This window comes from Mycobacterium sp. MMS18-G62, assembly GCF_053877835.1.
Genome location: NZ_CM132662.1, coordinates 985,231 through 1,006,662, shown reverse-complemented (window position 1 = coordinate 1,006,662; position 21,432 = coordinate 985,231). Strand labels below are relative to the sequence as shown.

Here is a 21,432-nt window from a genome sequence, read left to right as displayed (position 1 = left end):
CGCGTGCAACAACTGGCCACTCGGTGGGAACACTGGTGACATGCCCTATGTCGCCGGCGGTGGCGAGTTCAACCGCGACACCAACTACATCACCACGCGCATCACAGCCGACGGGAGCGACGGCTACCCCGTCGAACCCGACCGCTATCGGCTGATCGTCGCGCGGGCCTGCCCGTGGGCGAACCGGACGATCATCGTGCGCAGGCTGCTTGGCCTGGAAGACGTTCTGTCCATTGGCTTTTGCGGACCCACCCACGACGAAGACAGCTGGACGTTCGACCTTGACCCCGGCGGCGTCGACCCCGTGCTGAAGATTCCCCGGCTCAAGGACGCCTACCTCAAGCGGTTTCCCGACTACGAAAAGGGCATCACCGTGCCTGCGGTTGTCGACGTGCCGACGGGCGAGGTCGTGACCAACGACTTCGCCCAGATCACGCTTGACTTCTCCACCGAGTGGACCAAGTTCCACCGCGAAGGCGCCCCACAGCTGTATCCCGAAAAGCCGCGCGACGAGATCGACGACGTGGCGCAGCGCATCTACACCGAGGTCAACAACGGCGTGTACCGCTGTGGCTTCGCGGGTTCACAGGGTGCCTACGACAAGGCCTATGACCGGTTGTTCACCGCGCTCGATTGGCTCGAAGAACGGTTGACGAATCAGCGCTATCTCGTCGGCGACACCATCACCGAAGCCGACGTCCGACTATTCACCACGCTTGCCCGCTTCGATCCCGTCTATCACGGGCACTTCAAGTGCAATCGGGGCAAGCTCGACGAGATGCCCGCGCTGTGGGCCTATGCACGAGATCTGTTCCAGACACCCGGCTTCGGCGACACCATCGACTTCGTGCAGATCAAGCAGCACTACTACATCGTCCACAAAGACATCAATCCGACGCAGATCGTCCCGAAGGGGCCGGATCTGTCGAACTGGCTCACCCCTCATGGCCGTGAAGAATTGGGCGGCAAGCCTTTTGGCGATGGGACGCCTCCCGGGCCGACGCGTGAGGGCGAACGCGTGCCGGACGGGCACGGCGCGGGCTAGGACCAGACCGTCCGCACCGACCACTCCGCGTGCGGCAACGGAAACTCGTTGCCCGCCTCGTCGCGAACCAGCGTCGGCAACTGCACGACGAGGCCGGTCAGCTTTCCGTGGTGTGCATCGACGGTTGGGATCGTGACCGCCAGCCGAGTCCCCGGCCGGAACTCGGAAACCACTGGCTCGTCGGAACCTTCGTATGCCCGCAGCAGCACCCACGGTGCACGAGATATCGCCGGCGGCACCGACAACTGGACGGGGAAGCGGGCGTCGACGGCCAATTCCCCGATGGTTTCCGGAGTTTGGCAGTTGTTGAGGTTCAGCACCTCGCAATAGCGGTACGGGCCTACCCGCGTCAGATGCCCGTGCGAGTAGGCGCTGATCTCCGGATGCTGCGGCGGCGCGTCGCGTGTGAGCCGCCAGATCAGCACACCGGTGAGCACCGACGCGACGACGACCACGACCGCCAATGCGGCGAGGATGCGTTTCACTCCTGGCCCACCGCCGCGGTATCCGCCCTGCCGCCTTCCTGTTCGGCGAACACCGGACGGTTGCCGCCGAAGCCGGGAATCAGCGACTCGCCGAAGTAGCTCACCACCGTCTGAGCCAACCCGAGGATCAGCACAGCGGTGATAGCCGTGAAGCCCACCCACAGTTCGGTGTAAACCAGTACACCCATGGCGCCGCCGGTAACCCATGCCAACTGCAGCAAGGACTCTGAGCGTCCGAACGCCGACGCCCGCGATTTCTCTGGCAGGTCATCTTGCAACGAGGCGTCCAGCGACGCCTTGGCGATCGCGGCCGCCGCGGAGGTGACCAGGGTGGCGAGCGCGGCGACCATCAACTTGCCGGTCAGCGCGGTGGCCAGCGCGCCGACAGTCACCGCGACCGCGCACCGCACGACAAGCAACGCCGGGAAGCCCAGCTTCAGCCGGGCAGCGGTGAAGTTGCCTGCGAAATTGCCGATCGCCGCGGCCGCGCCGATCACCCCGAGGATCCGCAGCTGCTCCCAGCCGCTCGCATCGTGCGATTTCGCGACGAACGCGGGATAGAGGAACAGGAAGCCCACCATGATCTTGATGGTGCAGTTACCCCACAGCGACGTAATGATGTTGCGGCCCAACGGCTGTCGCGCGGCGCCGGACGTCTTGTGCTGTTCGGGGTGGCGGCGCAACTCGCCGCTGCCGCCGTGGTAGGTCAGCGTCGCGGGCACCTCGCCCGCCGTCACCTCCACCCACTTTGGAATATGCATCGACAGCGCCGCACCGGCGACCGAGACTGCGACGATCACGTATAAGGCGCCGGGCAGGTGGAACAGGCCAAACGCCCACTCGGCGCCCGCCGCGACCGCGCCGCCGACCATCGTCCCGCCGAGCAGGCCGAACGTCGTCAGGCGCGAATTCACTCGCACCAGGTCGATCGTGGGCGGCAGCACCCGTGGTGTCACCGCACTGCGCAGCACGCTAAAAGACTTGGACAGCACCATCATTCCGAGCGCGCACGGGTAGAGCACCCAGGACGGGAAGCTGCCGGTGGCGCCGTCGTAGTTGGCGATGAGCACCACGGCCAGCGCGGTTCGCAACATAAACGAGGCGGCGAGCGCGACGCGGCGGCCATGCTGAAGCCGGTCCAGCGCCGGCCCGATCAGCGGTGCGATGACGGCGAACGGCGCGATCGTGATCAGCAGGTACAGCGCGACTCGGCTCTTGCTCTCACCGGAGGCCGCGGCGAAGAACAGCGTATTGGCCAGCGCGACGGCCATCGACGCATCGACCGCGAAGTTCGCCACCACGGGCCAGGTCAGCGCCGTCAGGCCGGACTTGTCGGCGCCGTCGGCGGTGGCGGCCCGGTGCACCAGGCCATACATCTTCGAACCCATTTCCCGGCTGCGCTGCGCGGCCGCCCTTGTCACTGTGACCTTTTCGCCCGCGGCGGAGCCGACGGTGGGCGGCGGATCGGATCGGTATTCGCGCTGGGCACGGTCGTCGAGCGGCGGCAACCATCGATTCGCGCTTGGCGTCGAGCGGCGCTGCCTGCGGTAGCCGGCGTCGTCGCTGGGATAGTTCGCCATCCCGGGATGTTCGTCGCCGGTGGGAGGGCGCGGCGGGAAATAGCGAGGGTCACGCCGCGATCCGGTCACACGTCGATTCTCCCCCATTGCGGCGATAGCGGGCGTGCAGGCGACCGGTGTGGCTACGCGTTCGCTCGGTGGGGCAATAATGGTGTCGATGGACAGCGTGGACACCGCGGATCGCCCCGACCTGGAGGCGGTGCTCTTGGGCGCCGTCGAGCAGGCCCGCGCCGCGATCGTCGAGTTCAGCGGCGAGAACACGGTCGGGGAGTACCTCGGCGCCGGCTTCGAGGACCCGACCGCCGCCACGCACCGATTCCTTGCCGTTATGCCTGGATACCGCGGCTGGCAGTGGGCCGTCGTCGTGGCCGCCTGCCCCGGTGCCGACCACGCCACCATTAGCGAAGTCGTGCTGGTGCCAGGCCCGACCGCATTGCTGGCACCCAAGTGGGTGCCGTGGCAGGAGCGCGTCCGGCCCGGCGACCTGAGCCCAGGTGATCTGCTCGCGCCCGCGGCCGACGACCCGCGGCTGGTGCCCGGGTACATGGCAACGGGTGACCCGCAGATCGACGACGTCGCACTCGAGGTCGGGCTGGGCCGCCGTCAGGTGCTCAGCGAGTGGGGCCGCAGCGAGGCCGCGCAGCGCTGGCATGACGGTGAATTCGGTCCTGGCTCTGCAATGGCACGCTCGACCCGTCGCGTCTGCCGTGACTGCGGCTTCTACGTTCCGCTCGGTGGAGCATTGGGACGGACATTCGGCGTGTGCGCCAACGAATACGCCGCCGACGGCCATGTCGTCGACTCCGAATACGGCTGCGGCGCACACTCGGACACCCCGCAACCACCCGGCACAGGAACCCCGCTCTACGACCCCTACGACGACGGCGTCCTCGACCTGGCCGAGCCCGCCGACTAGCTTTCCGCGGCCGCCTTGATGCGGGCCAGTGTTTCGTTCATGCCCTCGACGAGTTCACGTTCGAAGCTCGGCACGCCGCCCATCATTGCGTTGACGCTCATATTCGAGAACGCGCTGACCCCGTTCTCCGCGTGGCGCGATTCCACTAACCGCGTGCCGGTATCGGTTGGTTCAAGCTCGTAGCTCCACACGGTTCCGTTCTGGTGCACCCTGAATGCCAGCTTCTTTTCCGGAACGACCTCGGTCACTGTCGATGTCGTCGGCCAGAACATGCGGTTTCGGCGGTTGAAGTTGATCGTCCTGGTGCCCTGCCGCAGCGGGCCGAACGACTTCATCACCCGGCATTGCGGGCTCCACTGTGGCATCCGCTTGAGATCGGACACCAAGGCCCACACCTTGCCGACCGGAGCGTTGATGTCGATCTGTGCCTGCAACAGCGGCGCCGCCATGGCGTCCCCCTCGATTCAGCTGAGTCCGCTTTGAGCGCCGCGTGATCCGCGGCGCACGGCGTGACGTTGCCACAGAACGATGGCTGTGCCAAGCACGCCTACGCCGAGTCCGGCGACCGTGTAGGGCCGCCATTCCTCCAGTGCAGGCACGGTGAAGGACAGCACAGCGGCGATGACCCAGCCCGTGGCGATCACCACGATCACCGGCCACGGCTTGAGTAGGGCGGTGGGAAGAGTCGGGGGCTCCGGGACGTCGGCGGTCATCGTTGCCCAACGTATCCGATTACACCGTTTTTCCCGAGATCCGCTATGTACTCTTTGCCTTGTGAAAGACGTGGACGCCCGGCTCGCTAGCGATCTGTCTCTGGCAGTGATCCGCCTGGCACGCCAATTACGTTTCCGACGTCCGGATTCGCCGGTTTCCCTGTCCCAGCTGTCGGCACTGTCGACGCTTGCCAAAGAAGGCCCGATGACGCCCGGCGCGTTAGCCATGCGCGAGCGGGTGCGGCCGCCGTCCATGACCCGCGTCATCGCCTCGCTGGCTGAACTGGGCTTCGTCGCGCGCACCGCGCATCCCGCCGACGGTCGCCAGGTGCTGGTGTCGGTTTCTGACGCCGGCATCGACCTGATCGAGGCGGAGCGACGTGCCAGCCAGGAGTGGCTCAAGCAACGGCTCGACAGCCTTCATCCAGACGAACGCAAAACCTTGTTGGTGGCGGCCGATCTGATGTCCGGCATGGTCGACGAGAGCGCGTGACTGCAGTAGTAATCGACGTCAACGATCCTGCCGACCCGAGGCTTGACGACTTTCGCGATCTCAACAGCGTGGACCGCAGGCCCGACCTGCCCAGCGGCAAGGGCCTGGTGATCGCCGAGGGCGTACTGGTCGTGCAGCGCATGCTGGCGTCGCGCTTCAAACCGCGCGCGATGCTCGGCACCGACCGGCGTCTCGGGGAGCTCGCCGACGACCTCAAAGGTGTGGCCGCGCCCTACTACCGAGTCCAGCCCGATGTGATGGCCGAGGTGGTGGGCTTTCACCTCAACCGCGGGGTGCTTGCTTCGGCGTCGCGGCCACCGGAGCTGACCGTGGCGCAGGTGCTCGACGGTGCGAGAACGGTCGCGGTGCTCGAGGGCGTCAACGACCACGAGAACCTCGGGTCGATCTTCCGCAACGCCGCCGGCCTGGGAGTGGACGCGGTCGTGTTCGGCATGGGCTGCGCCGATCCGCTGTACCGGCGTGCCGTCCGCGTATCGATGGGGCATGCGCTGCTGGTGCCGTACGCATGGACAGTCAACTGGCCGCATGACCTTCAAGTGTTGCGGGACAACGGCTTTCGATTGCTCGCGATGACTCCGGACCCCGCCGCGCATGCCTTGCCCGACGCGATGACGCAATTGGCCGACGACAAGGTGGCGATTCTCGTCGGCGCAGAAGGTCCCGGGCTGACCGAACACGCCATGCGGGCAAGCGATATGCGGGTGCGGATCCCGATGTCGCGCGGCACCGACTCGCTCAACGTCGCTACGGCGGCAGCCTTGGCGTTCTACGAACGAGCTAGATTGGGCCCGTGACCGACGACTCGACCCCATGGGCCACGGGTTTGACGGTGGCAGGGTTCGTCGCCGCCGTTACCGCCGCCGCGGTCGTCGTGTTGAGCATCGGGCTGACACGCGTGCATCCGCTGCTCGCAGTCGGGCTGAACCTCGTCGCCGTCGGTGGACTCGCGCCGACGGTCTGGGGGTGGCGGAAGCTTCCAGTCTGGAGGTGGTTCGTGCTGGGCTCCGGAGTCGGTGTGGCCGGCGCGTGGATTGGCTTGCTGGCCATGGCCCTTGGCGGCGTCAGTTGATGAGCGCTTCAGCCAGCCGCGTCTGCCAGGAGTTGACGTCGTCGGCGCCCATGATTCGTAACACGACCTGATCGGCACCAGCGGTTCTGTAGTCGCCGATCCGTCTCGCGATCGTGTCGACGTCACCCCACGCCGCGATGCCGTCGAGTATCCGGTCGCTTACGTCGTCGATATCGGACTCAGAGAACCCCTGCCGCAAGAGGTTTCGACGGTAGCCACCGACCTTGCCGAGGAACCCCAACGTCTCCGCGACGGCTCGTCGCGCGGCTTCGCGGTCGGTCGTCGGGGCCACCATCAACAGCACCGCAAGCATCCGGTCCCCTCCCAGTACGCCACGAGCATCCGCCACATACGACGGCGTCACCAGGAATGGGTATGCGCCGCTTGCCCGGTCGCGCGCCAACGCCAGCATCGTCGGGCCGAGCGCGGCGAGCACCCGTGAGTCGGCGGGTATGCCCGCGGCGTCCAACTCATCGAGGTATGCGTTGAGGGTGGCCACCGGCCGGGCGTTGTGCGCGCCGCCCAGTCCGACGATGAACCGGCCCGGGTGGTCGTCCTGCAGAGATTTGTACGTCGCGATGACGTCCGCTGCGGGCACGCTGGAGACCGGGATGATGCCGGTCGCGACGGGGATTGTGGCCGTCGCGTGCACGGCCGCCTCGAGCATCGGCAGATTGCCGGATCGCCATAACGTCGAGTAGCCGAGGCGTTCGGCGTGACGCGCTTCGTCGGCCACCACGGTGGCGTCGTCGGTGTACGGATTGCTGCTGGCGAGGCCGATCGGGCCCAGGCTCATCACACGGTCGAAGCTACGACCTCAACGGGACTTCAGGTCAAGCGTCAGCGCTGACCGCTGGAACGCACGCCTAAGAGCACGTCCTCCCATGCGGGGACGGCAGGCTTACCCTTGCGCGCCCGCGGCGGCTTCGGTGCTGGCGGCGGTTCGGGTGACTCAACGGGCAACTGCGGCTCGGGTTCTTCGAAGTCGAGCTGTGCCACCGGGGCCAGGGGCCGCAGCGGGCGTGCGAAGTTGGGGTCGATCAGTTCGCATGCCGCGTCGTCGAACGCGGTCACTGTGCCGCCGTGCGCGCCGGGTGTGAAGCGGAAATGCGCGACGTTGTCGGACAAGCCGGCTTTCCAGGCCATCTGCACGGTCCAGCGGCCGTCCTCGTTACGCCACGCGTCCCAGTTGGTGGCGTCGGGGTCAAGCCCGCGAGCCACCAGCGCCGAAGTCACCGTCTCCAACAGTGTCAGCACCGCTGGCCCGTCGGCCAGAACAGGGTGGGCCGCCGTTGCCAGCTCCGCTGCACGAGCTCGCTCGAGTAGCACTGGATGGGCAAACCGCTCGACCCTGCCGATATCAACACCGGCGGCCGAAGCGACCTGTTCGACGGACGCGCCCGCGCGAATCTTAGCCTGAATCTCCTTGGGACGCAGCACGTTTGGAACCTCGGCATCGACGGGGGTTGGACTCGAGCCGGTCTTGTCGCCGCGCACAGCGGACCGCAACCGGTCATCGGACCGCAGGATGAACTTCTCGCCGGAGTCGTCGGTCTCGCAGATGATCCGTTTGCCGTCGACGTCGAGCCCGACGACCTTGAGTTCCCGCATATCGACCTCCTCCGGGCCGGATACCAAGCCCGATTAGGAGGACCCTACTTCGTTATCTGGCCGTAACCGTGATGACACGCCCAGCAGGTCAGAGCCGTTCGACAACCCAGTCGATGCACGCGGTGAGCGCGCTGACGTCGTCGGGCTCGACAGCGGGGAACATGCCCACCCGCAATTGGTTGCGGCCGAGTTTGCGGTACGGCTCGGTGTCGACGATGCCGTTGGCCCTCAGCGCCTTGGCGACTGCTGCGGCGTCGACGTCGTCGGAGAAGTCGACGGTGCCCACCACCTGCGAACGCAGCTCAGGGTCGGTGACGAACGGCGTGGCGTATTTCGACGATTCGGCCCAGGAGTACAGCCGCTGCGACGAGTCAGCCGTCCGCTTGACGGCCCAGTCCAGCCCGCCATTGCCCAGCAACCAGTCGATCTGCTCGGCGAGCAGGATCAACGTGCCGATCGCGGGGGTGTTGTACGTCTGATTTTTGGTGCTGTTGTCGATCGCGATCGGCAGTGACAGGAAGTCGGGCACCCAGCGACCCGCGCCCGCGATCGCCTCGACGCGGGCCAGCGCTGCGGGGGATAGCACCGCGATCCACAGCCCGCCGTCGGCGGCGAAGTTCTTCTGCGGCGCGAAGTAGTACGCGTCGACCTCGGTGATGTCGACGGGCAGGCCGCCGGCCGCCGACGTGGCGTCGATCGCGATCAGCGCATCACCTGATCCGTCGGGCCGCTGCACGGGGACCGCGACGCCGGTCGAGGTTTCGTTGTGCGCCCAGGCGATCAGGTCGACGGACGGGTCGGACTGCGGTTTGGGCGCGCTGCCCGGGTCCGCCTTGAGGATGATGGGTTCTTCGACGAACGGGTTCTTGACGACGCACGAGGCGAACTTCGAACTGAACTCGCCGTAGGTCAGGTGCAGCGAGCGCTTGTCGATCAGGCCGAAGGCGGCGGCGTCCCAGAAGGCTGTCGAGCCACCGTTGCCGAGGATGACCTCATAGCCGTCGGGCAGCGAGAACAGTTGACGCAGCCCGTCGCGGACCCGGCCGACCAGGTTCTTGACCGGTGCCTGCCGGTGCGATGTTCCGAACAGGTCGCCCGCCGCGGCGAGCGCCTGCAGTTGTTCGGGCCTGACCTTCGACGGTCCACAGCCGAAACGTCCATCTTTGGGCTTGAGGTTGGCAGGAATCGTCAGTTCGGCCATGGGTGCAAGCCTAGTCGGCGGCGTTGGCCACGAGATCGACACCAGGGCCGATGCTCTGGCGAGAACAGGTATTGCCCGGCTACAGGCGACTTTGTCGCCACTGCCGACATTGTCGCCGCGAGGCGGGCACTACGAGACATAGAACCCGAGAGCGGCGGCCCCACGCGCTCTCGGATTCGGTCTTCGACTCGACCATCGACCGTGTCCTGCATCACATTTCTGACGTGCAAGCGACGCGCATCACATCCAGGAAGGGGGCTGTTCAATATGCGATACCTGCGGTACCGTCGTTGGACATTGCAGGTGCAGATGTAAACCTCATGGGAGGCTTCGAATGGCACGGACGCGGATGGTCAGGCGATGGCGTCGCAACATGGATGTACGCGATGACACCGAGTACGTCGACATGCTCACCACATTGTCTGAGGGGTCAGTGCGGCGGAATTTCAATCCCTACACCGACATCGACTGGGATTCTCCCGAGTTCGCGGTGATCGACAACGACGAGCGCTGGATCCTTCCGGCGACCGATCCGCTGGGCCGCCACCCCTGGTACAAGGCGCAGCCGGTCGAGCGTCAGATCGAGATCGGCATGTGGCGCCAGGCCAATGTCGCCAAGGTCGGTTTGCACTTCGAGTCGATTCTCATCCGCGGTCTGATGGAGTACTCGTTCTGGACGCCGAACGGCTCGCCGGAGTACCGCTACTGCCTGCACGAGGCGGTCGAAGAGTGCAACCACACCATGATGTTTCAGGAGATGGTGAACCGCATCGGCGCCGACGTGCCCGGCATGCCGCGGATGCTCAAGTGGGTTCAGCCGTTGATCCCGCTGGTGGCCGGACCGCTGCCGATCCCCTTCTGGTTCGGCATCCTCGCGGGCGAGGAGCCCATCGACCACACGCAGAAAAACGTGCTGCGCGAAGGCAAGTCGCTTCATCCGATCATGGAAAAGGTGATGGCCATCCACGTGGCCGAGGAAGCCCGCCACATCTCGTTCGCGCATGAGTACCTGCGCAAGCGGATCCCACACCTGCCGCGGCGCAAGCGGTTCTGGCTGTCGATCTACGTGCCTTTGGTGATGCGGATTCTGTGCTCGGCGATCATCGTTCCGCCGAGGGCGTTCTGGAAGGAATTCGACATCCCGCGGTCGGTGCGCAAGGAAGTGTTCTTCCGCTCGCCGGAGTCTCGGCAGATGCTGCGCGACATGTTCGGCGACGTCCGGATGCTGTGCCGCGATACGGGCCTGATCAATCCGATCGCCAAGCTCGTGTGGCGGATCTGCAGGATCGACGGCCGGCCGAGCCGCTACCGCAGCGAGCCGCAGCGACAGCACGTGGTCGCCGCCGCGTAGGAGAGCCATGCCCCATGTGATTACCCAGTCGTGCTGTAGCGACGGGTCCTGTGTCTACGCCTGTCCGGTGAACTGCATCCACCCGTCACCGGACGAGCCGGGCTTCGCCACCGCCGAGATGCTCTACATCGATCCGGTGGCGTGCGTCGACTGCGGTGCCTGCGTCAGCGCGTGTCCCGTCGGGGCGATCGCACCCGACACCAAGCTGGAGCCCACGCAGCTGCCGTTCGTCGAGCTGAACGCCGCGTTCTATCCCAAGCGCGAAACCAAGTTGCCGCCGACATCCAAGTTGGCGCCAGTGATCGAGGCGCCGTTCGTCGAGGCGCGTGCTGGTGGCCCGCTGACGGTGGCGATCGTCGGATCCGGACCCGCCGCGATGTATGCCGCCGACGAACTGCTCACCCAGGACGGCGTGCGGGTCAACGTCTTCGAACGGCTGCCGACTCCGTACGGTCTGGTGCGCGCCGGCGTCGCCCCCGACCATCAGAGCACCAAGCGGGTGACCAAGCTGTTCGACAGGATCGCCAGGCGGCGCGGGTTTCGGTTCTACCTCAACGTCGAGGTGGGATCGGACCTGACGCACGACGAGCTGCTGGAGCACCATCACGCGGTGATCTACGCCGTCGGCGCGCCCAACGACCGTCGACTCGACATCGAGGGCATGGGTCTGCCCGGCACCGGCACGGCCACCGAGATGGTCGCGTGGATCAACGGCCATCCCGAATACACTGGTCTGCCAGTCGATTTGGGCCACGAACGAGTCGTCATCGTCGGCAACGGCAACGTGGCATTGGACGTCGCTCGGATCCTGACCACCGATCCCGACGCGCTGGCCCGCACTGACATCGCCGACCACGCGCTGGCGGCGCTACGGACTTCGCGAGTCCAAGAGGTCGTGATTGCCGCACGCCGCGGTCCCGCCGATTCGGCGTTCACGCTGCCGGAGCTGATCGGCTTGACGTCGACCTGCGAAGTGGTGCTCGACACCGCCGATCACGATCTGGTGCTGCGCGATCTCGCCGAAACTTCAGATCCGTTGACGCGCAACAAGTTAGAGGTCCTGAGCAAGCTCGGTGACGCGTCGGCTCCAGCGACGCGGCCACGCATCCGTCTCGCATACCGGCTCACCCCGAGCCGCGTCGTCGGTGAGGCCCGCGCGGAGGCGATGGAGTTCACGGTGACGGGTACCGACGAGGCGCGTCAGCTCTCGGCTGGTCTGGTATTGACATCAATTGGCTACCGCGGCAGGCCAATTCGCGGGCTACCGTTCGACGAGTCCTCGGCGGTGGTGCCCAACGACGGCGGTCGTGTCATCGGAGCGGCGGGCAGCTATGTCGCCGGCTGGATCAAGCGCGGACCCACCGGGTTCATCGGCACCAACAAGTCGTGCGCCGCGCAGACCGTGCACAACCTGGTCGCCGACTACAACAACGGCCTGTTGCGCGACCCTGTCGGCAAGGCACTCGACAGGTTGGTCCGCAGCCGGCAACCAGACGTGGTCGACGCGGCGGGGTGGAAGGCGATCGACGCCGCGGAGATCGCCCGCGGCGGCGGGGACCGTCCACGCGACAAGTTCACCTCCACCGCCGACATGCTTGCCGCGGCGGCGGCCGCGCCTGCACCGCCTGTGCGTCAGCGGTTGCTCGCCGGGTTGCTTCGTTAGCAATCACTTTCCCCAAACCCGCCCTACCTGCGCGACAACGGGCGTATGCAATGTGCATGACTGCAGCGGCGTACGTCGGTCGGGTCGGGGGTTTGGCCGTAGCTCTGGGGGTCGGGGTCGCGGTGGCCACCGGGCACGGCTACGGCGTCGCGTGGGCCGACACACCCGACGCTTCGTCGGACACGTCCTCGCAATCGTCTTCATCGCAAACGCCGCCGTCGGAGTCTTCGACGAGCGCTCCCGCGTCGCAATCCGCGGAACCGTCGACGGACATCACCACCGCCGAAACGCCGTCCGCCTCGACGACCGTGTCCACGTCCACGGGATCGACGACGACGCAGGCGCCACCCGGCGTCGTGGTGAGCACCGGCGGCGCCCACACCAGTTCGACTGATGAGACGGCCGAGCCCAAACCCACGGCGGAGCCCGAACCTGCTAAACAGTCCGACGCCAACAAGCAGGCCAATACGCCGACGAAGGCCGCAGAGACGCCCGACAGCAAGGTTGACGCTGTACAGGTCAAAGTCGACGCCGACCCTCAGCCCGCCAGCGATCCCACGCCGAAGGCTGCAGTGAGTTCGCTTACCGCGCAGACCTTTTCGACAGCCGCAGTAACGACAGCTGCGGTGACCCCGCCGACCGTCCCGAGTTTGCGGCCATGGCCGACCGCCTACGATCCGCTCACCTTGGTGACCTACGTTGGCGGGCTGGTGTCGAGCGTCGTCAATGCATTCCTGGCGCCCTTTGGCGCGGGCCTCCCCGCGTTGCCGACGGATCCGTCGCTGTGGACGCTGCTGGCCTGGGTGCGTCGCGAGCTCTTCAACGAGTCACCGACCATCAACCCGGTGATCAACCCGCAAACAAACGGTCTGATCACCGGGAATATCGGTGCCTCCGATGCGGACGGCGACCCGCTGACCTACACCGTGATCGGCAGGCCACTCAACGGCGGAACCGTCGAGGTCGACGAGGACGGCAACTTCACCTACCGACCCATGAACGCGATGGCCGCGGTCGGCGGGACCGATCAGTTCACGGTCGTCGTCAGCGACGAGTCCGCGGGGCTGCATGTGCACGGCCCGCTGGGACTGCTCAAATTCGTGCCGATCCTGGGCAATTTCCTCAATCCCGGCGGCGGCGACGCGGTGGCACAAACCATCACCGTCAACGTCACACCGGTGTCCGGCGTCGACCTGTCCTTCCCGACGGATTTCCACTGGGGTGTGGCGCACGCCGGCTTCCAGGCCGAGGGTGGCCCGGGTTCGCCCGTCGACCCGAATTCGGATTGGTACAAGTGGGTGCACGACCCGATCAACCAGGCCCTGGGAATCACGCACGGCGTGCCGGAGAACGGCCCGGGCACCTACGTCGAATACGACTCCGACGCTGCGCTGGCCCACAACGACCTCGGCATGAACACGTTCCGGATGAGCGTCGAGTGGAGCCGCATCTTCCCGAATTCCACGGCGTCCATTGATATCTCGGACGAAGGCGGCGGTGTCAGCCTCGCCGATTTGCAGGCATTGGACGCGCTGGCGAACCAAGACGAGGTCCAGCACTACCGCGACGTGTTCGCCTCGCTGCGTGCGCACGGACTCGAGCCGCTGATCACCGTCAACCACTTCACGTTGCCGACGTGGGTGCACGATCCGATCACCGCGCGCCCGTTGATTCAGCTGGGCCTGCCCGTTGAGGCCGCCGGTTGGCTGTCGCCGGACACGCTGGTCGAATTCGAGAAGTACTCCGCATACCTGGCGTGGAAGTACGGCGACCAGGTCGACAACTGGGCGACACTCAACGAGCCGTTCCCGCCGGTCTTGACGGAGTTCCTCGCGATTCCGGGTCTGCTGCCGAACTGGCCGCCCGGCGTGATCCGGCCCGACCTGGCGTCGACGTTCCTGGTCAACGAGGCGAAGGGGCACGTCGCCGCATACGACGAGATCCACAAGTGGGACACGACGGTCGCGACGGCGGGTCAACCTGCCGCGTTTGTCGGCTTCACCAACAACATGATTCCGGCGCGGCCGGCCAACCCGGTGAGCCCGCTGGACGTGCAGGCGGCCGACGCGTGGAACAGTTTCTACAACCGCTGGTTCCCGAACGCTGTCATCGACGGCTGGGTCGACGCCAACTTCGACGGCGTCCAACAGGCCAGCGAAGTGCATCCCGAGTTCATGAACAAGGTCGACTTCATGGGTGTGCAGTACTACGGCTCACAACCCATGCAGGGCTTCGGCGTCGCTCCGATCCCGGGATTCCCGTTCCTACGAGGCTTGCCGGTGCGGTGCGACGCGTCGTCGCCGACATGCAGCGACTTCAACCAGCCGACCGACCCAGGTGGATTCCGCGAGGTTCTCGACGTCGCTGCGTCATACGGAAAGCCGTTGTGGGTCACCGAGAACGGCATCGCCGATGACGAGGACACCAAGCGGCCGTCGTACATCGTCAACCACATCGCCGTCGTGCAGGACCAGATCGCTCACGGCATGGACATCCGCGGCTACACGTACTGGTCCTTCGTCGACAACCTCGAGTGGTCCAACGGGTACGACCTCGAGTTCGGGCTGTACGGCTCCGACCCGACAACACCCGAACTCGAGCGCACCCCGCGGCCTGCAAGCATTTCGGCGATCAAGCAGATCACGACGGCCAACGGACTACCCCTGGTGCTGCTCGGGACCTACATCCCGAACATCGTCTAGGCGCGGCCGTCTTACTGCATCTGCTTCATCGCCTCGGCGATCTCCTCCGGGCTCACCTCGCGCACCGGCTGGCCCAACGACCACTGGTGGCCGAACGGGTCACGCACGACGCCATAGCGATCACCCCAGAATTGGTCTTCCAGCGGGGCGACGACCGTGGCGCCGGCATCGAGGGCCTGCTGGAATTTCGCGTCGACGTCGGTGACGGTCAGGTGGATGGTGACGGGCGTGCCACCCAACGCGGTCGGCGTCGACGGCTTGCCGGCGTTGTACTCGGGGAAGTCGTCGTTGAGCATGACGGTCGAGCCGTTGATCTGCAGCGCTGCGTGCATCAGCTTGCCGTCAGGGCCGGGAACCCGGCCAAGCTCAACGGCATTGAACGCCTTGACATAGAAGTCGATCGCCGCGGCTGCACCATCAACGCACAGGTGTGGGGACACGGAGGGCTGCACTTCAATGGCCATGATGTTCTCCTCATTAGTTGACGTGACCCGATGGGTTCCCCTGTACAGACCACGCGCAGGGGCGAATCTCATCGGCAAGCCCATGCAACACCACGGCACCGACAAGTAGGTGAACTCAGACAACCGAGAACGACGCCGGCAGCTCGCCGCGGCCGGTCAACGCCATCAGCACCGTCTCGCCCTGACCCTGCGCGGCGGCGACGCGCGCCGCGAGCGTCGTCGCCTCCTCGATCACGTCGGCCGGCAATTCGAGCGGAATGCCAACGGCGCGAGCAATATCCAGCCCATGCACGGCCAGCTCGAACGTCCGCGTCGGCAAATAGTTGTACAACCGGATTCCCGCTCCGCCGATCACCGCGATCAACGGATCACCGCAATCGGTGAGATCCGCCAATACCCGAGAAACCAGGCCGTCGACGACGTCGCCCGGATTTTCTCCGAGGTCGCGACCCGCCTGGCGGCCTCGCTCCACGACGCCTGCCGGGTCGATGCCGAGGGCCGACGGAGTCACCCGCACGTAGTACTCCTGCGGCGTGGTGATGTCTTCGTGTTCGGCCGAGGTCTGAAGGTAGGTGCTGACCGTGATCAGCGACCGCGACGTGTGGCCCACCAGCGAGCGCAAGTCCCACTCACCGAGGCCCGGCCCATCCCACGCCGCAGCGGGGACGCGGTGCACGAGATCCGCGAAACTCCTTGCCGCGGAGGCAAACGTCGCGATGGGATCCGTCACGATTTGACGATTAGGTCCCAACCCTCGACGGATTCGGGACTGCGAGGATCGGGGCCGACGTAGATGGCCGCCGGGCGCACGAGCTTGCCCAGCCGCTTCTGCTCGAGGATGTGCGCGCACCAACCGGCGGTGCGGCCGCAGGTGAACATGGCAGGCATCATCTTCGTCGGCACCTGCGCGAAGTCCAGGATGACCGCCGCCCAGAACTCGACGTTGGTCTCGATCGCGCGGTCGGGGCGGCGCTCACGCAGCTCGGCCAGCGCCGCCTGCTCCAGCGCGGCCGCCACCTCGTAGCGCGGCGCCTCGAGACGCTTGGCCGTCGCGCGCAGCACCCGTGCCCGCGGATCCTCGGCACGGTAGACGCGGTGGCCGAAGCCCATCAGCTTCTCTTTGCGGTCCAGGATGCCCTTGACCACATCGCGCGCGTCGCCGGTCTTCTCTGCCTCCTGGATCATCGGGATCACCCGCGCCGGGGCACCGCCGTGCAGCGGACCGCTCATCGCGCCGATGGCCCCCGACAGCGCCGCCGCCACGTCCGCGCCCGTCGACGCGATCACCCGCGCGGTGAATGTCGACGCGTTCATGCCGTGCTCTGCGGCCGTCACCCAGTACGCGTCGATCGCCTCGACATGTTTGGGGTCGGGGTCCCCCTGCCATCGCGTCATGAAACGCGCTGTCACGGTGGAACACTCGTCGATCGTTCGCTGCGGAACCGCGGGCTGATAGATGCCGCGCGCGGACTGCGCCACATACGAAAGGGCCATCACCGACGCGCGCGCCAGTTGATCACGCGCCGTCGCGTCGTCGATGTCCAGAAGCGGCTGATACCCCCAGATCGGCGCCAGCATGGGCAGCCCCGCCTGCACGTCGACGCGGACGTCGCCGCTGTGGATCGGCAGCGGGAACGGTTCGGCCGGCGGCAGTCCGTGGCCGAACTTGCCGTCGACCAGCAGTCCCCAGACATCACCGAACGTCACCTGACGGTTGACCAGATCTTCGATGTCGACGCCGCGGTACCGCAGCGCTCCGCCGTCCTTGTCCGGTTCGGCGATCTCGGTGGTGAAGGCCACGACGCCTTCGAGCCCCTCGACAAAGTCTTCCGGTAGCGCACTCATGGGGCGATTCTCGCACCCTGCTTCCGCGCATTCTCTACCGGTCGGTAACCACGCGCGGAGCAGGCGGAGCGTAGCGTGATCGCGTGGCAACTCGCGATGACGAGCACCTGGCGAGAATGCGGGTCGAGTACGGGTCCGTCGAGAAGGATGGCAGCTCGGACCTGGATGCCGACTGGCTTGTCGACGGCTGGGTTGCGCTGCTGCGCAAGTGGTTAGCTGACGCCGAGAGCGCCGGGGTGGCCGAACCGAACGCGATGGTGGTGGGCACCGTCGACGAGCGGGGAAGGCCGACGACCCGGGCCGTGTTGTGCAAGAGCGTGGACGAGACGGGTATCACCTTCTTCACCAATTACGATTCGGCCAAGGGCGAGGACCTGGCGGCCAATCCGTACGCATCGGCGACGTTTCCGTGGTTTCTGCTGGGCCGGCAGGTCCACGTGCGCGGTCCGGTGACCAAGGTGTCGGCCGAGGCGACCGCCGACTACTGGTCGAAGCGGCCACGCGGCTCGCAGCTCGGGGCATGGGCGTCACAGCAGTCAAAACCGATTGCCTCACGCGCCGCCCTGCTGGAACAGTTGGCCGACGTGACACAACGATTCGCCGACACCGCCGACGTGCCGGTGCCCCCGAATTGGGGCGGGTATCTGATCGCGCCCGAGGTCGTCGAGTTCTGGCAGGGCCGAGAGAACCGGGTGCACAACAGGATTCGCGTCGTCACCGACAACGAGCTGCCGGTGACCGTACACAGCCGCATCGAGCGGCTCCAGCCGTAGTGCGGCGGTTCTTCGCCGACACCACTCCGCTGCGCACGCCGGACTTTCGGCGGTTGTGGCTGTCCGGCATCGTCACCGTCATCGGCGGCAACCTGACGATCTTCGCCGTGCCCGTACAGCTCTACGCGCTCACCCAGAACTCGGCATACGTCGGGCTGTCCGGGATCTTCGCGCTCGTGCCGCTCATCGTGTTCGGGTTGTGGGGCGGGGCATGGGCCGACGCGATGGACCGGCGGCTGCTGCTGATCATCGCGTCGTGCGGGCTGGCGGTGGCGTCGGTGATGTTGTGGCTACAGGCCGCGCTCGCGCTCAACAACGTGTGGGTGGTGCTGTGCCTGCTGTCGGTGCAGCAGGCTTTCTATGCGATCAACAGCCCCACCCGTGCCGCGGCGATTCCCCGCATGATCCCGGGCGACCAGCTAGCCGCCGCCAACTCGCTGAACTTCACGGTGTTTCAGTTCGGGGCCATCGTCGGGCCACTGTTGGCCGGCGTGATGCTGCACTGGGTCGATCTGTCGACGCTTTATCTGATCGACGCGATCACGTGCATCGTGCCGATCTGGGCCACTTTTCGCCTGGCGCCGATGCCGCCCAGCAATGGCGGGAATGGCGCGGGGTTTGCAGCTGTGCGCTCGGTCCTTGAGGGCTTCCGCTACCTGGCCGGGAACACGGTGGTGCTGATGTCGTTCGTCGTCGACCTGATCGCGATGATCCTCGGCATGCCGCGGGCGCTTTTCCCGCAAATGGCCCACGAAAGCTTCGGCGGACCGGTAGAGGGCGGCACCACGATGGCGCTGCTTTCCGCCGCGATGGCGGTAGGCGCGGTCGCCGGTGGGGTGTTTTCCGGCTGGTTTCCCCGCATCCAGCGGCAGGGCCTGGCGGTCGTGATCGCGATCCTGGTGTGGGGCGGCGCGATGGTGGGCTTCGGCGTGGCCGGTGGGCTGGCGCACGGAACGACCGGCGCGGTGTTGTGGATTGCCTTGGCATTCTTGGCGATTGGCGGGGCCGCGGATATGGTGTCGGCGGCCTTCCGGTCGACGATCCTGCAGCAGGCGGCATCCGACGATGTGCGGGGCCGGCTACAAGGCGTGTTCACGGTTGTCGTCGCCGGCGGCCCGCGGCTCGCCGATGCAGCGCACGGCGCGGCCGCTGCGGCGATCGGGACCACGGCGGCCGCCGCGGGGGGTGGGGCGCTGGTGGTTGTCGGTGTGGTTATCGCCGCACTCGTCGTGCCCGCGTTCGTGCGCTATCGCGTGACCGAGGGTGACAAAGTGTGAGCGACGCCAAATGTCTGGCCTTGCCAGTTTCTAAGAGAATTCACACGTTGCCGCGTTAGGCTGCCGACGTGGCTGAAGTAAGGGGGGAGCCGGCACTCGGCCTGCGTGAACGCAAGAAACAGCGCACCCGCGCAACGTTAATGGACGCGGCCGTCGAATTGTGCAATCGCCAAGGATTCGAACGCACGACCGTCGACCAGATCGCTGCCGTCGCCGACGTCTCACCGCGCACATTCAGCCGTTACTTCGCCACCAAAGAAGCGGTGATGCTGGCCCTGATCGACGACACGCTCCAGCTGGCCGCCGCCGAACTGGACCGCCAGCCCCCCGACATCAATCCCCTCGAAGCGCTGTATCGGGCCTATGTAGGGATGTACCGCAACACCAAGACCGCTGCCGCGAACGGTCTCACCCCCGAGCGGTTGCTCGCAGCGGTGCGGATCATCATGTCGTCGTCCGCACTGCGCCAGGCCGCCTCGGAATTTCGGCCCCATCCGGTCAACATGCTGTTGGCCCAACGGATGGGAATTCCTGTTCAGGATCAGCGAGTGAAACTGATCGCGACGGTGTGGGCGGCCATCATCATGACGGCCCAGGACGACCTGGGACCGGCCACCGATTGGGACAGTATGACCGTCGACGATCTGGTCGCCCGTGTGGAGGACGCGTACGCGCAGTTCGTGGGCGTGATCTCCGATGTCCGGCAGCCGGTCTGAGCAACTGACCGCCCCCCCGCGGGCACACCCGCGCCGATGGGACTACCTTTTGTAGGGCAGACCTCCCCATTGACGGCAGCGAAGAAGGGATTCCCGTGGCCGAAAAAGACGAGCACGCCACCCTCAAATACCCCGGCGGCGAGCTTGACCTGGATATCGTCCACGCCACCGAGGGCGCCGACGGTATCGCCTTGGGATCGTTGCTGGCCAAGTCCGGCTACACCACATTCGACGGCGGTTTCGTCAACACGGCGTCGACCAAGAGCGCCATCACCTACATCGACGGTGACGCCGGCATCCTGCGTTACCGCGGATATCCCATCGAGCAGCTCGCCGAGAAGTCGAATTTCATCGAGGTCAGCTACCTGCTGATCTACGGCGAACTTCCGGACAAGGATCAGCTCGACAAGTTCACCACCCAGATCCAGCGGCACACGCTGCTGCACGAGGACCTCAAGCGCTTCTTCGACGGCTTCCCGCGCAACGCGCATCCGATGCCCGTGCTGTCCAGCGCCGTCAACGCGCTGAGCGCCTACTACCAGGACTCACTGGACCCGTTCGACGATGAGCAGGTCGAGCTGTCGACCATCCGGCTGCTGGCCAAGCTGCCCACGATCGCGGCGTATGCGTACAAGAAGTCCGTCGGCCAGCCGTTCCTGTATCCGGACAACTCGATGACGCTGGTGGAGAACTTCCTGCGGATGACGTTCGGGCTGCCCGCCGAGCCCTACGAGGTCGACCCCGAGCTCGTGCGGGCCCTGGACATGCTGTTCATCCTGCATGCCGATCACGAGCAGAACTGCTCGACGTCGACGGTGCGGCTCGTCGGCTCGTCGCAGGCGAACTTGTTCACGTCGATCTCCGGCGGCATCAACGCGCTGTGGGGTCCGCTGCACGGCGGCGCCAACCAGGCCGTGCTGGAGATGCTCGAGAAGATCCGCCAGGCCGACGGCGACGTGCACGACTTCGTGAAGAAGGTCAAGAACCGCGAGGACGGCGTCAAGCTGATGGGCTTCGGCCACCGCGTGTACAAGAACTACGACCCGCGGGCGCGCATCGTCAAGGAGCAGGCCGACAAGATCCTCGGCAAGCTCGGCGGCGACGACGATCTGCTGGACATCGCCAAGGCCCTCGAAGAGGTCGCGCTCACCGACGACTACTTCGTCGAGCGCAAGCTGTATCCGAACGTCGACTTCTACACCGGCGTGATCTACCGGGCGATGGGATTCCCTACGCGGATGTTCACGGTGTTGTTCGCCCTCGGACGTCTGCCAGGGTGGATCGCGCACTGGCGCGAGATGCACGACGAAGAAGGCGGCAAGATCGGTCGTCCGCGTCAGATCTACACCGGCTACACCGAGCGCGACTACAAGGCTCTCGACGGCCGCTAGCCACCTCCCTCCCTTCCCCTCCTCCGCGAGGGTGCGTGTTTGCGGCCGACACGCCGCCGCAATTCGGAAGTTTGCGCACGCTCGCGCTGTAGTGAGCGTCACGGAAATGCGCCTTG

22 protein-coding genes are annotated in these 21,432 nt (G+C 66.1%); 12 read left to right on the top strand and 10 right to left on the bottom strand.

Annotation, left to right across the window (positions count from 1 at the left end; translation table 11 throughout):
* The first annotated feature begins 40 nt into the window (after nucleotides 1–40).
* Complete coding sequence (locus ACWW36_RS04930; RefSeq protein ID WP_456140477.1) at nucleotides 41–1,045, top strand: glutathione S-transferase family protein; 1,005 nt, start codon at nucleotides 41–43, stop codon at nucleotides 1,043–1,045.
* On the opposite strand, the gene ACWW36_RS04925 is transcribed toward ACWW36_RS04930, so the two are convergent.
* Nucleotides 1,042–1,530: a DUF2771 domain-containing protein gene (locus ACWW36_RS04925; protein ID WP_456140476.1), complete on the bottom strand. Its 489-nt coding sequence runs from the start codon at nucleotides 1,528–1,530 to the stop codon at nucleotides 1,042–1,044. The two genes, ACWW36_RS04930 and ACWW36_RS04925, sit on opposite strands and share 4 nt — an antisense overlap.
* A complete protein-coding gene (locus ACWW36_RS04920) occupies nucleotides 1,527–3,110 on the bottom strand; it encodes an MFS transporter (protein WP_456142367.1) in 1,584 nt (527 codons plus the stop codon). Before ACWW36_RS04920 ends, ACWW36_RS04925 begins: the two co-directional genes overlap by 4 nt.
* Nucleotides 3,111–3,267: 157 nt before the next feature.
* Here ACWW36_RS04920 and ACWW36_RS04915 point away from each other — a divergent pair, with 157 nt between their 5' ends.
* Nucleotides 3,268–4,026, top strand: a complete 759-nt coding sequence (locus tag ACWW36_RS04915; RefSeq protein WP_456140475.1) for a DUF3027 domain-containing protein — start codon at nucleotides 3,268–3,270, stop codon at nucleotides 4,024–4,026.
* Here the strand turns inward: ACWW36_RS04915 and ACWW36_RS04910 are convergent.
* Nucleotides 4,023–4,475, bottom strand: coding sequence for an SRPBCC family protein (locus tag ACWW36_RS04910; protein ID WP_456140474.1), 453 nt, complete (start codon nucleotides 4,473–4,475; stop codon nucleotides 4,023–4,025). The two genes, ACWW36_RS04915 and ACWW36_RS04910, sit on opposite strands and share 4 nt — an antisense overlap.
* A gap of 15 nt (nucleotides 4,476–4,490) precedes the next feature.
* Entirely contained in the window at nucleotides 4,491–4,739 is a 249-nt protein-coding gene (locus ACWW36_RS04905) for a DUF2530 domain-containing protein (protein ID WP_456140473.1), read from the bottom strand.
* Between the two features lie 61 nt (nucleotides 4,740–4,800).
* On the opposite strand from ACWW36_RS04905, the gene ACWW36_RS04900 reads away from it, so the two are divergent.
* From ACWW36_RS04900 to ACWW36_RS04890, 3 genes are read left to right on the top strand one after another with little or no spacing between them, the layout of a single operon-like run.
* Entirely contained in the window at nucleotides 4,801–5,232 is a 432-nt protein-coding gene (locus tag ACWW36_RS04900) for an Rv0880 family HTH-type transcriptional regulator (protein ID WP_456140472.1), read from the top strand.
* Nucleotides 5,229–6,047, top strand: a complete 819-nt coding sequence (locus ACWW36_RS04895; RefSeq protein ID WP_456140471.1) for a TrmH family RNA methyltransferase — start codon at nucleotides 5,229–5,231, stop codon at nucleotides 6,045–6,047. The genes ACWW36_RS04900 and ACWW36_RS04895 overlap by 4 nt, the downstream gene beginning before the upstream one ends.
* Nucleotides 6,044–6,322, top strand: coding sequence for a DUF2537 domain-containing protein (locus ACWW36_RS04890; protein ID WP_456140470.1), 279 nt, complete (start codon nucleotides 6,044–6,046; stop codon nucleotides 6,320–6,322). The genes ACWW36_RS04895 and ACWW36_RS04890 overlap by 4 nt, the downstream gene beginning before the upstream one ends.
* On the opposite strand, the gene ACWW36_RS04885 is transcribed toward ACWW36_RS04890, so the two are convergent.
* The 3 genes from ACWW36_RS04885 to serC form a co-directional block, all read right to left on the bottom strand.
* Nucleotides 6,315–7,118, bottom strand: a complete 804-nt coding sequence (locus ACWW36_RS04885; RefSeq protein ID WP_456140469.1) for a TIGR03620 family F420-dependent LLM class oxidoreductase — start codon at nucleotides 7,116–7,118, stop codon at nucleotides 6,315–6,317. The two genes, ACWW36_RS04890 and ACWW36_RS04885, sit on opposite strands and share 8 nt — an antisense overlap.
* Nucleotides 7,119–7,162: 44 nt before the next feature.
* Nucleotides 7,163–7,933: a septation protein SepH gene (gene sepH, locus ACWW36_RS04880; RefSeq protein ID WP_456140468.1), complete on the bottom strand. Its 771-nt coding sequence runs from the start codon at nucleotides 7,931–7,933 to the stop codon at nucleotides 7,163–7,165.
* A gap of 88 nt (nucleotides 7,934–8,021) precedes the next feature.
* Nucleotides 8,022–9,134 carry a phosphoserine transaminase gene (gene serC / locus ACWW36_RS04875; RefSeq protein ID WP_456140467.1) on the bottom strand — a complete coding sequence of 371 codons (1,113 nt, stop codon included), beginning with the start codon at nucleotides 9,132–9,134 and terminating at the stop codon, nucleotides 8,022–8,024.
* Nucleotides 9,135–9,468: 334 nt separating this feature from the next.
* Between serC and ACWW36_RS04870 the strand changes: the two genes are divergently transcribed.
* From ACWW36_RS04870 to ACWW36_RS04860, 3 genes are read left to right on the top strand one after another with little or no spacing between them, the layout of a single operon-like run.
* The gene (locus tag ACWW36_RS04870; RefSeq protein WP_456140466.1) at nucleotides 9,469–10,485 is read left to right on the top strand and encodes an AurF N-oxygenase family protein; all 1,017 of its coding nucleotides are present in this window, start codon (nucleotides 9,469–9,471) and stop codon (nucleotides 10,483–10,485) included.
* Between the two features lie 7 nt (nucleotides 10,486–10,492).
* The gene (locus ACWW36_RS04865; RefSeq protein ID WP_456140465.1) at nucleotides 10,493–12,148 is read left to right on the top strand and encodes an FAD-dependent oxidoreductase; all 1,656 of its coding nucleotides are present in this window, start codon (nucleotides 10,493–10,495) and stop codon (nucleotides 12,146–12,148) included.
* A gap of 56 nt (nucleotides 12,149–12,204) precedes the next feature.
* Entirely contained in the window at nucleotides 12,205–14,850 is a 2,646-nt protein-coding gene (locus ACWW36_RS04860) for a family 1 glycosylhydrolase (protein ID WP_456140464.1), read from the top strand.
* An 11-nt stretch (nucleotides 14,851–14,861) separates the two neighbouring features.
* Here ACWW36_RS04860 and ACWW36_RS04855 read toward each other — a convergent pair whose 3' ends face one another.
* The 3 genes from ACWW36_RS04855 to ACWW36_RS04845 all read right to left on the bottom strand — a co-directional run bounded on the left by ACWW36_RS04855 (nucleotide 14,862) and on the right by ACWW36_RS04845 (nucleotide 17,159).
* Nucleotides 14,862–15,314, bottom strand: coding sequence for a VOC family protein (locus ACWW36_RS04855; RefSeq protein ID WP_456140463.1), 453 nt, complete (start codon nucleotides 15,312–15,314; stop codon nucleotides 14,862–14,864).
* 115 nt (nucleotides 15,315–15,429) lie between these two features.
* Nucleotides 15,430–16,047, bottom strand: a complete 618-nt coding sequence (locus tag ACWW36_RS04850) for a maleylpyruvate isomerase N-terminal domain-containing protein (RefSeq protein ID WP_456142366.1) — start codon at nucleotides 16,045–16,047, stop codon at nucleotides 15,430–15,432.
* Nucleotides 16,041–17,159 carry a citrate synthase 2 gene (locus tag ACWW36_RS04845; RefSeq protein ID WP_456140462.1) on the bottom strand — a complete coding sequence of 373 codons (1,119 nt, stop codon included), beginning with the start codon at nucleotides 17,157–17,159 and terminating at the stop codon, nucleotides 16,041–16,043. The genes ACWW36_RS04850 and ACWW36_RS04845 overlap by 7 nt, the downstream gene beginning before the upstream one ends.
* Nucleotides 17,160–17,275: 116 nt before the next feature.
* Here ACWW36_RS04845 and pdxH point away from each other — a divergent pair, with 116 nt between their 5' ends.
* From pdxH to ACWW36_RS04825, 4 genes are all read left to right on the top strand, one after another.
* Entirely contained in the window at nucleotides 17,276–17,932 is a 657-nt protein-coding gene (pdxH, locus tag ACWW36_RS04840) for a pyridoxamine 5'-phosphate oxidase (RefSeq protein ID WP_456142365.1), read from the top strand.
* Nucleotides 17,932–19,209 carry an MFS transporter gene (locus tag ACWW36_RS04835; protein WP_456140461.1) on the top strand — a complete coding sequence of 426 codons (1,278 nt, stop codon included), beginning with the start codon at nucleotides 17,932–17,934 and terminating at the stop codon, nucleotides 19,207–19,209. Before pdxH ends, ACWW36_RS04835 begins: the two co-directional genes overlap by 1 nt.
* A 68-nt stretch (nucleotides 19,210–19,277) precedes the next feature.
* Nucleotides 19,278–19,925 carry a TetR family transcriptional regulator gene (locus ACWW36_RS04830; protein ID WP_456140460.1) on the top strand — a complete coding sequence of 216 codons (648 nt, stop codon included), beginning with the start codon at nucleotides 19,278–19,280 and terminating at the stop codon, nucleotides 19,923–19,925.
* A 95-nt stretch (nucleotides 19,926–20,020) separates the two neighbouring features.
* A complete protein-coding gene (locus tag ACWW36_RS04825) occupies nucleotides 20,021–21,316 on the top strand; it encodes a citrate synthase (protein ID WP_456140459.1) in 1,296 nt (431 codons plus the stop codon).
* Nucleotides 21,317–21,432: the final 116 nt, after the last annotated feature.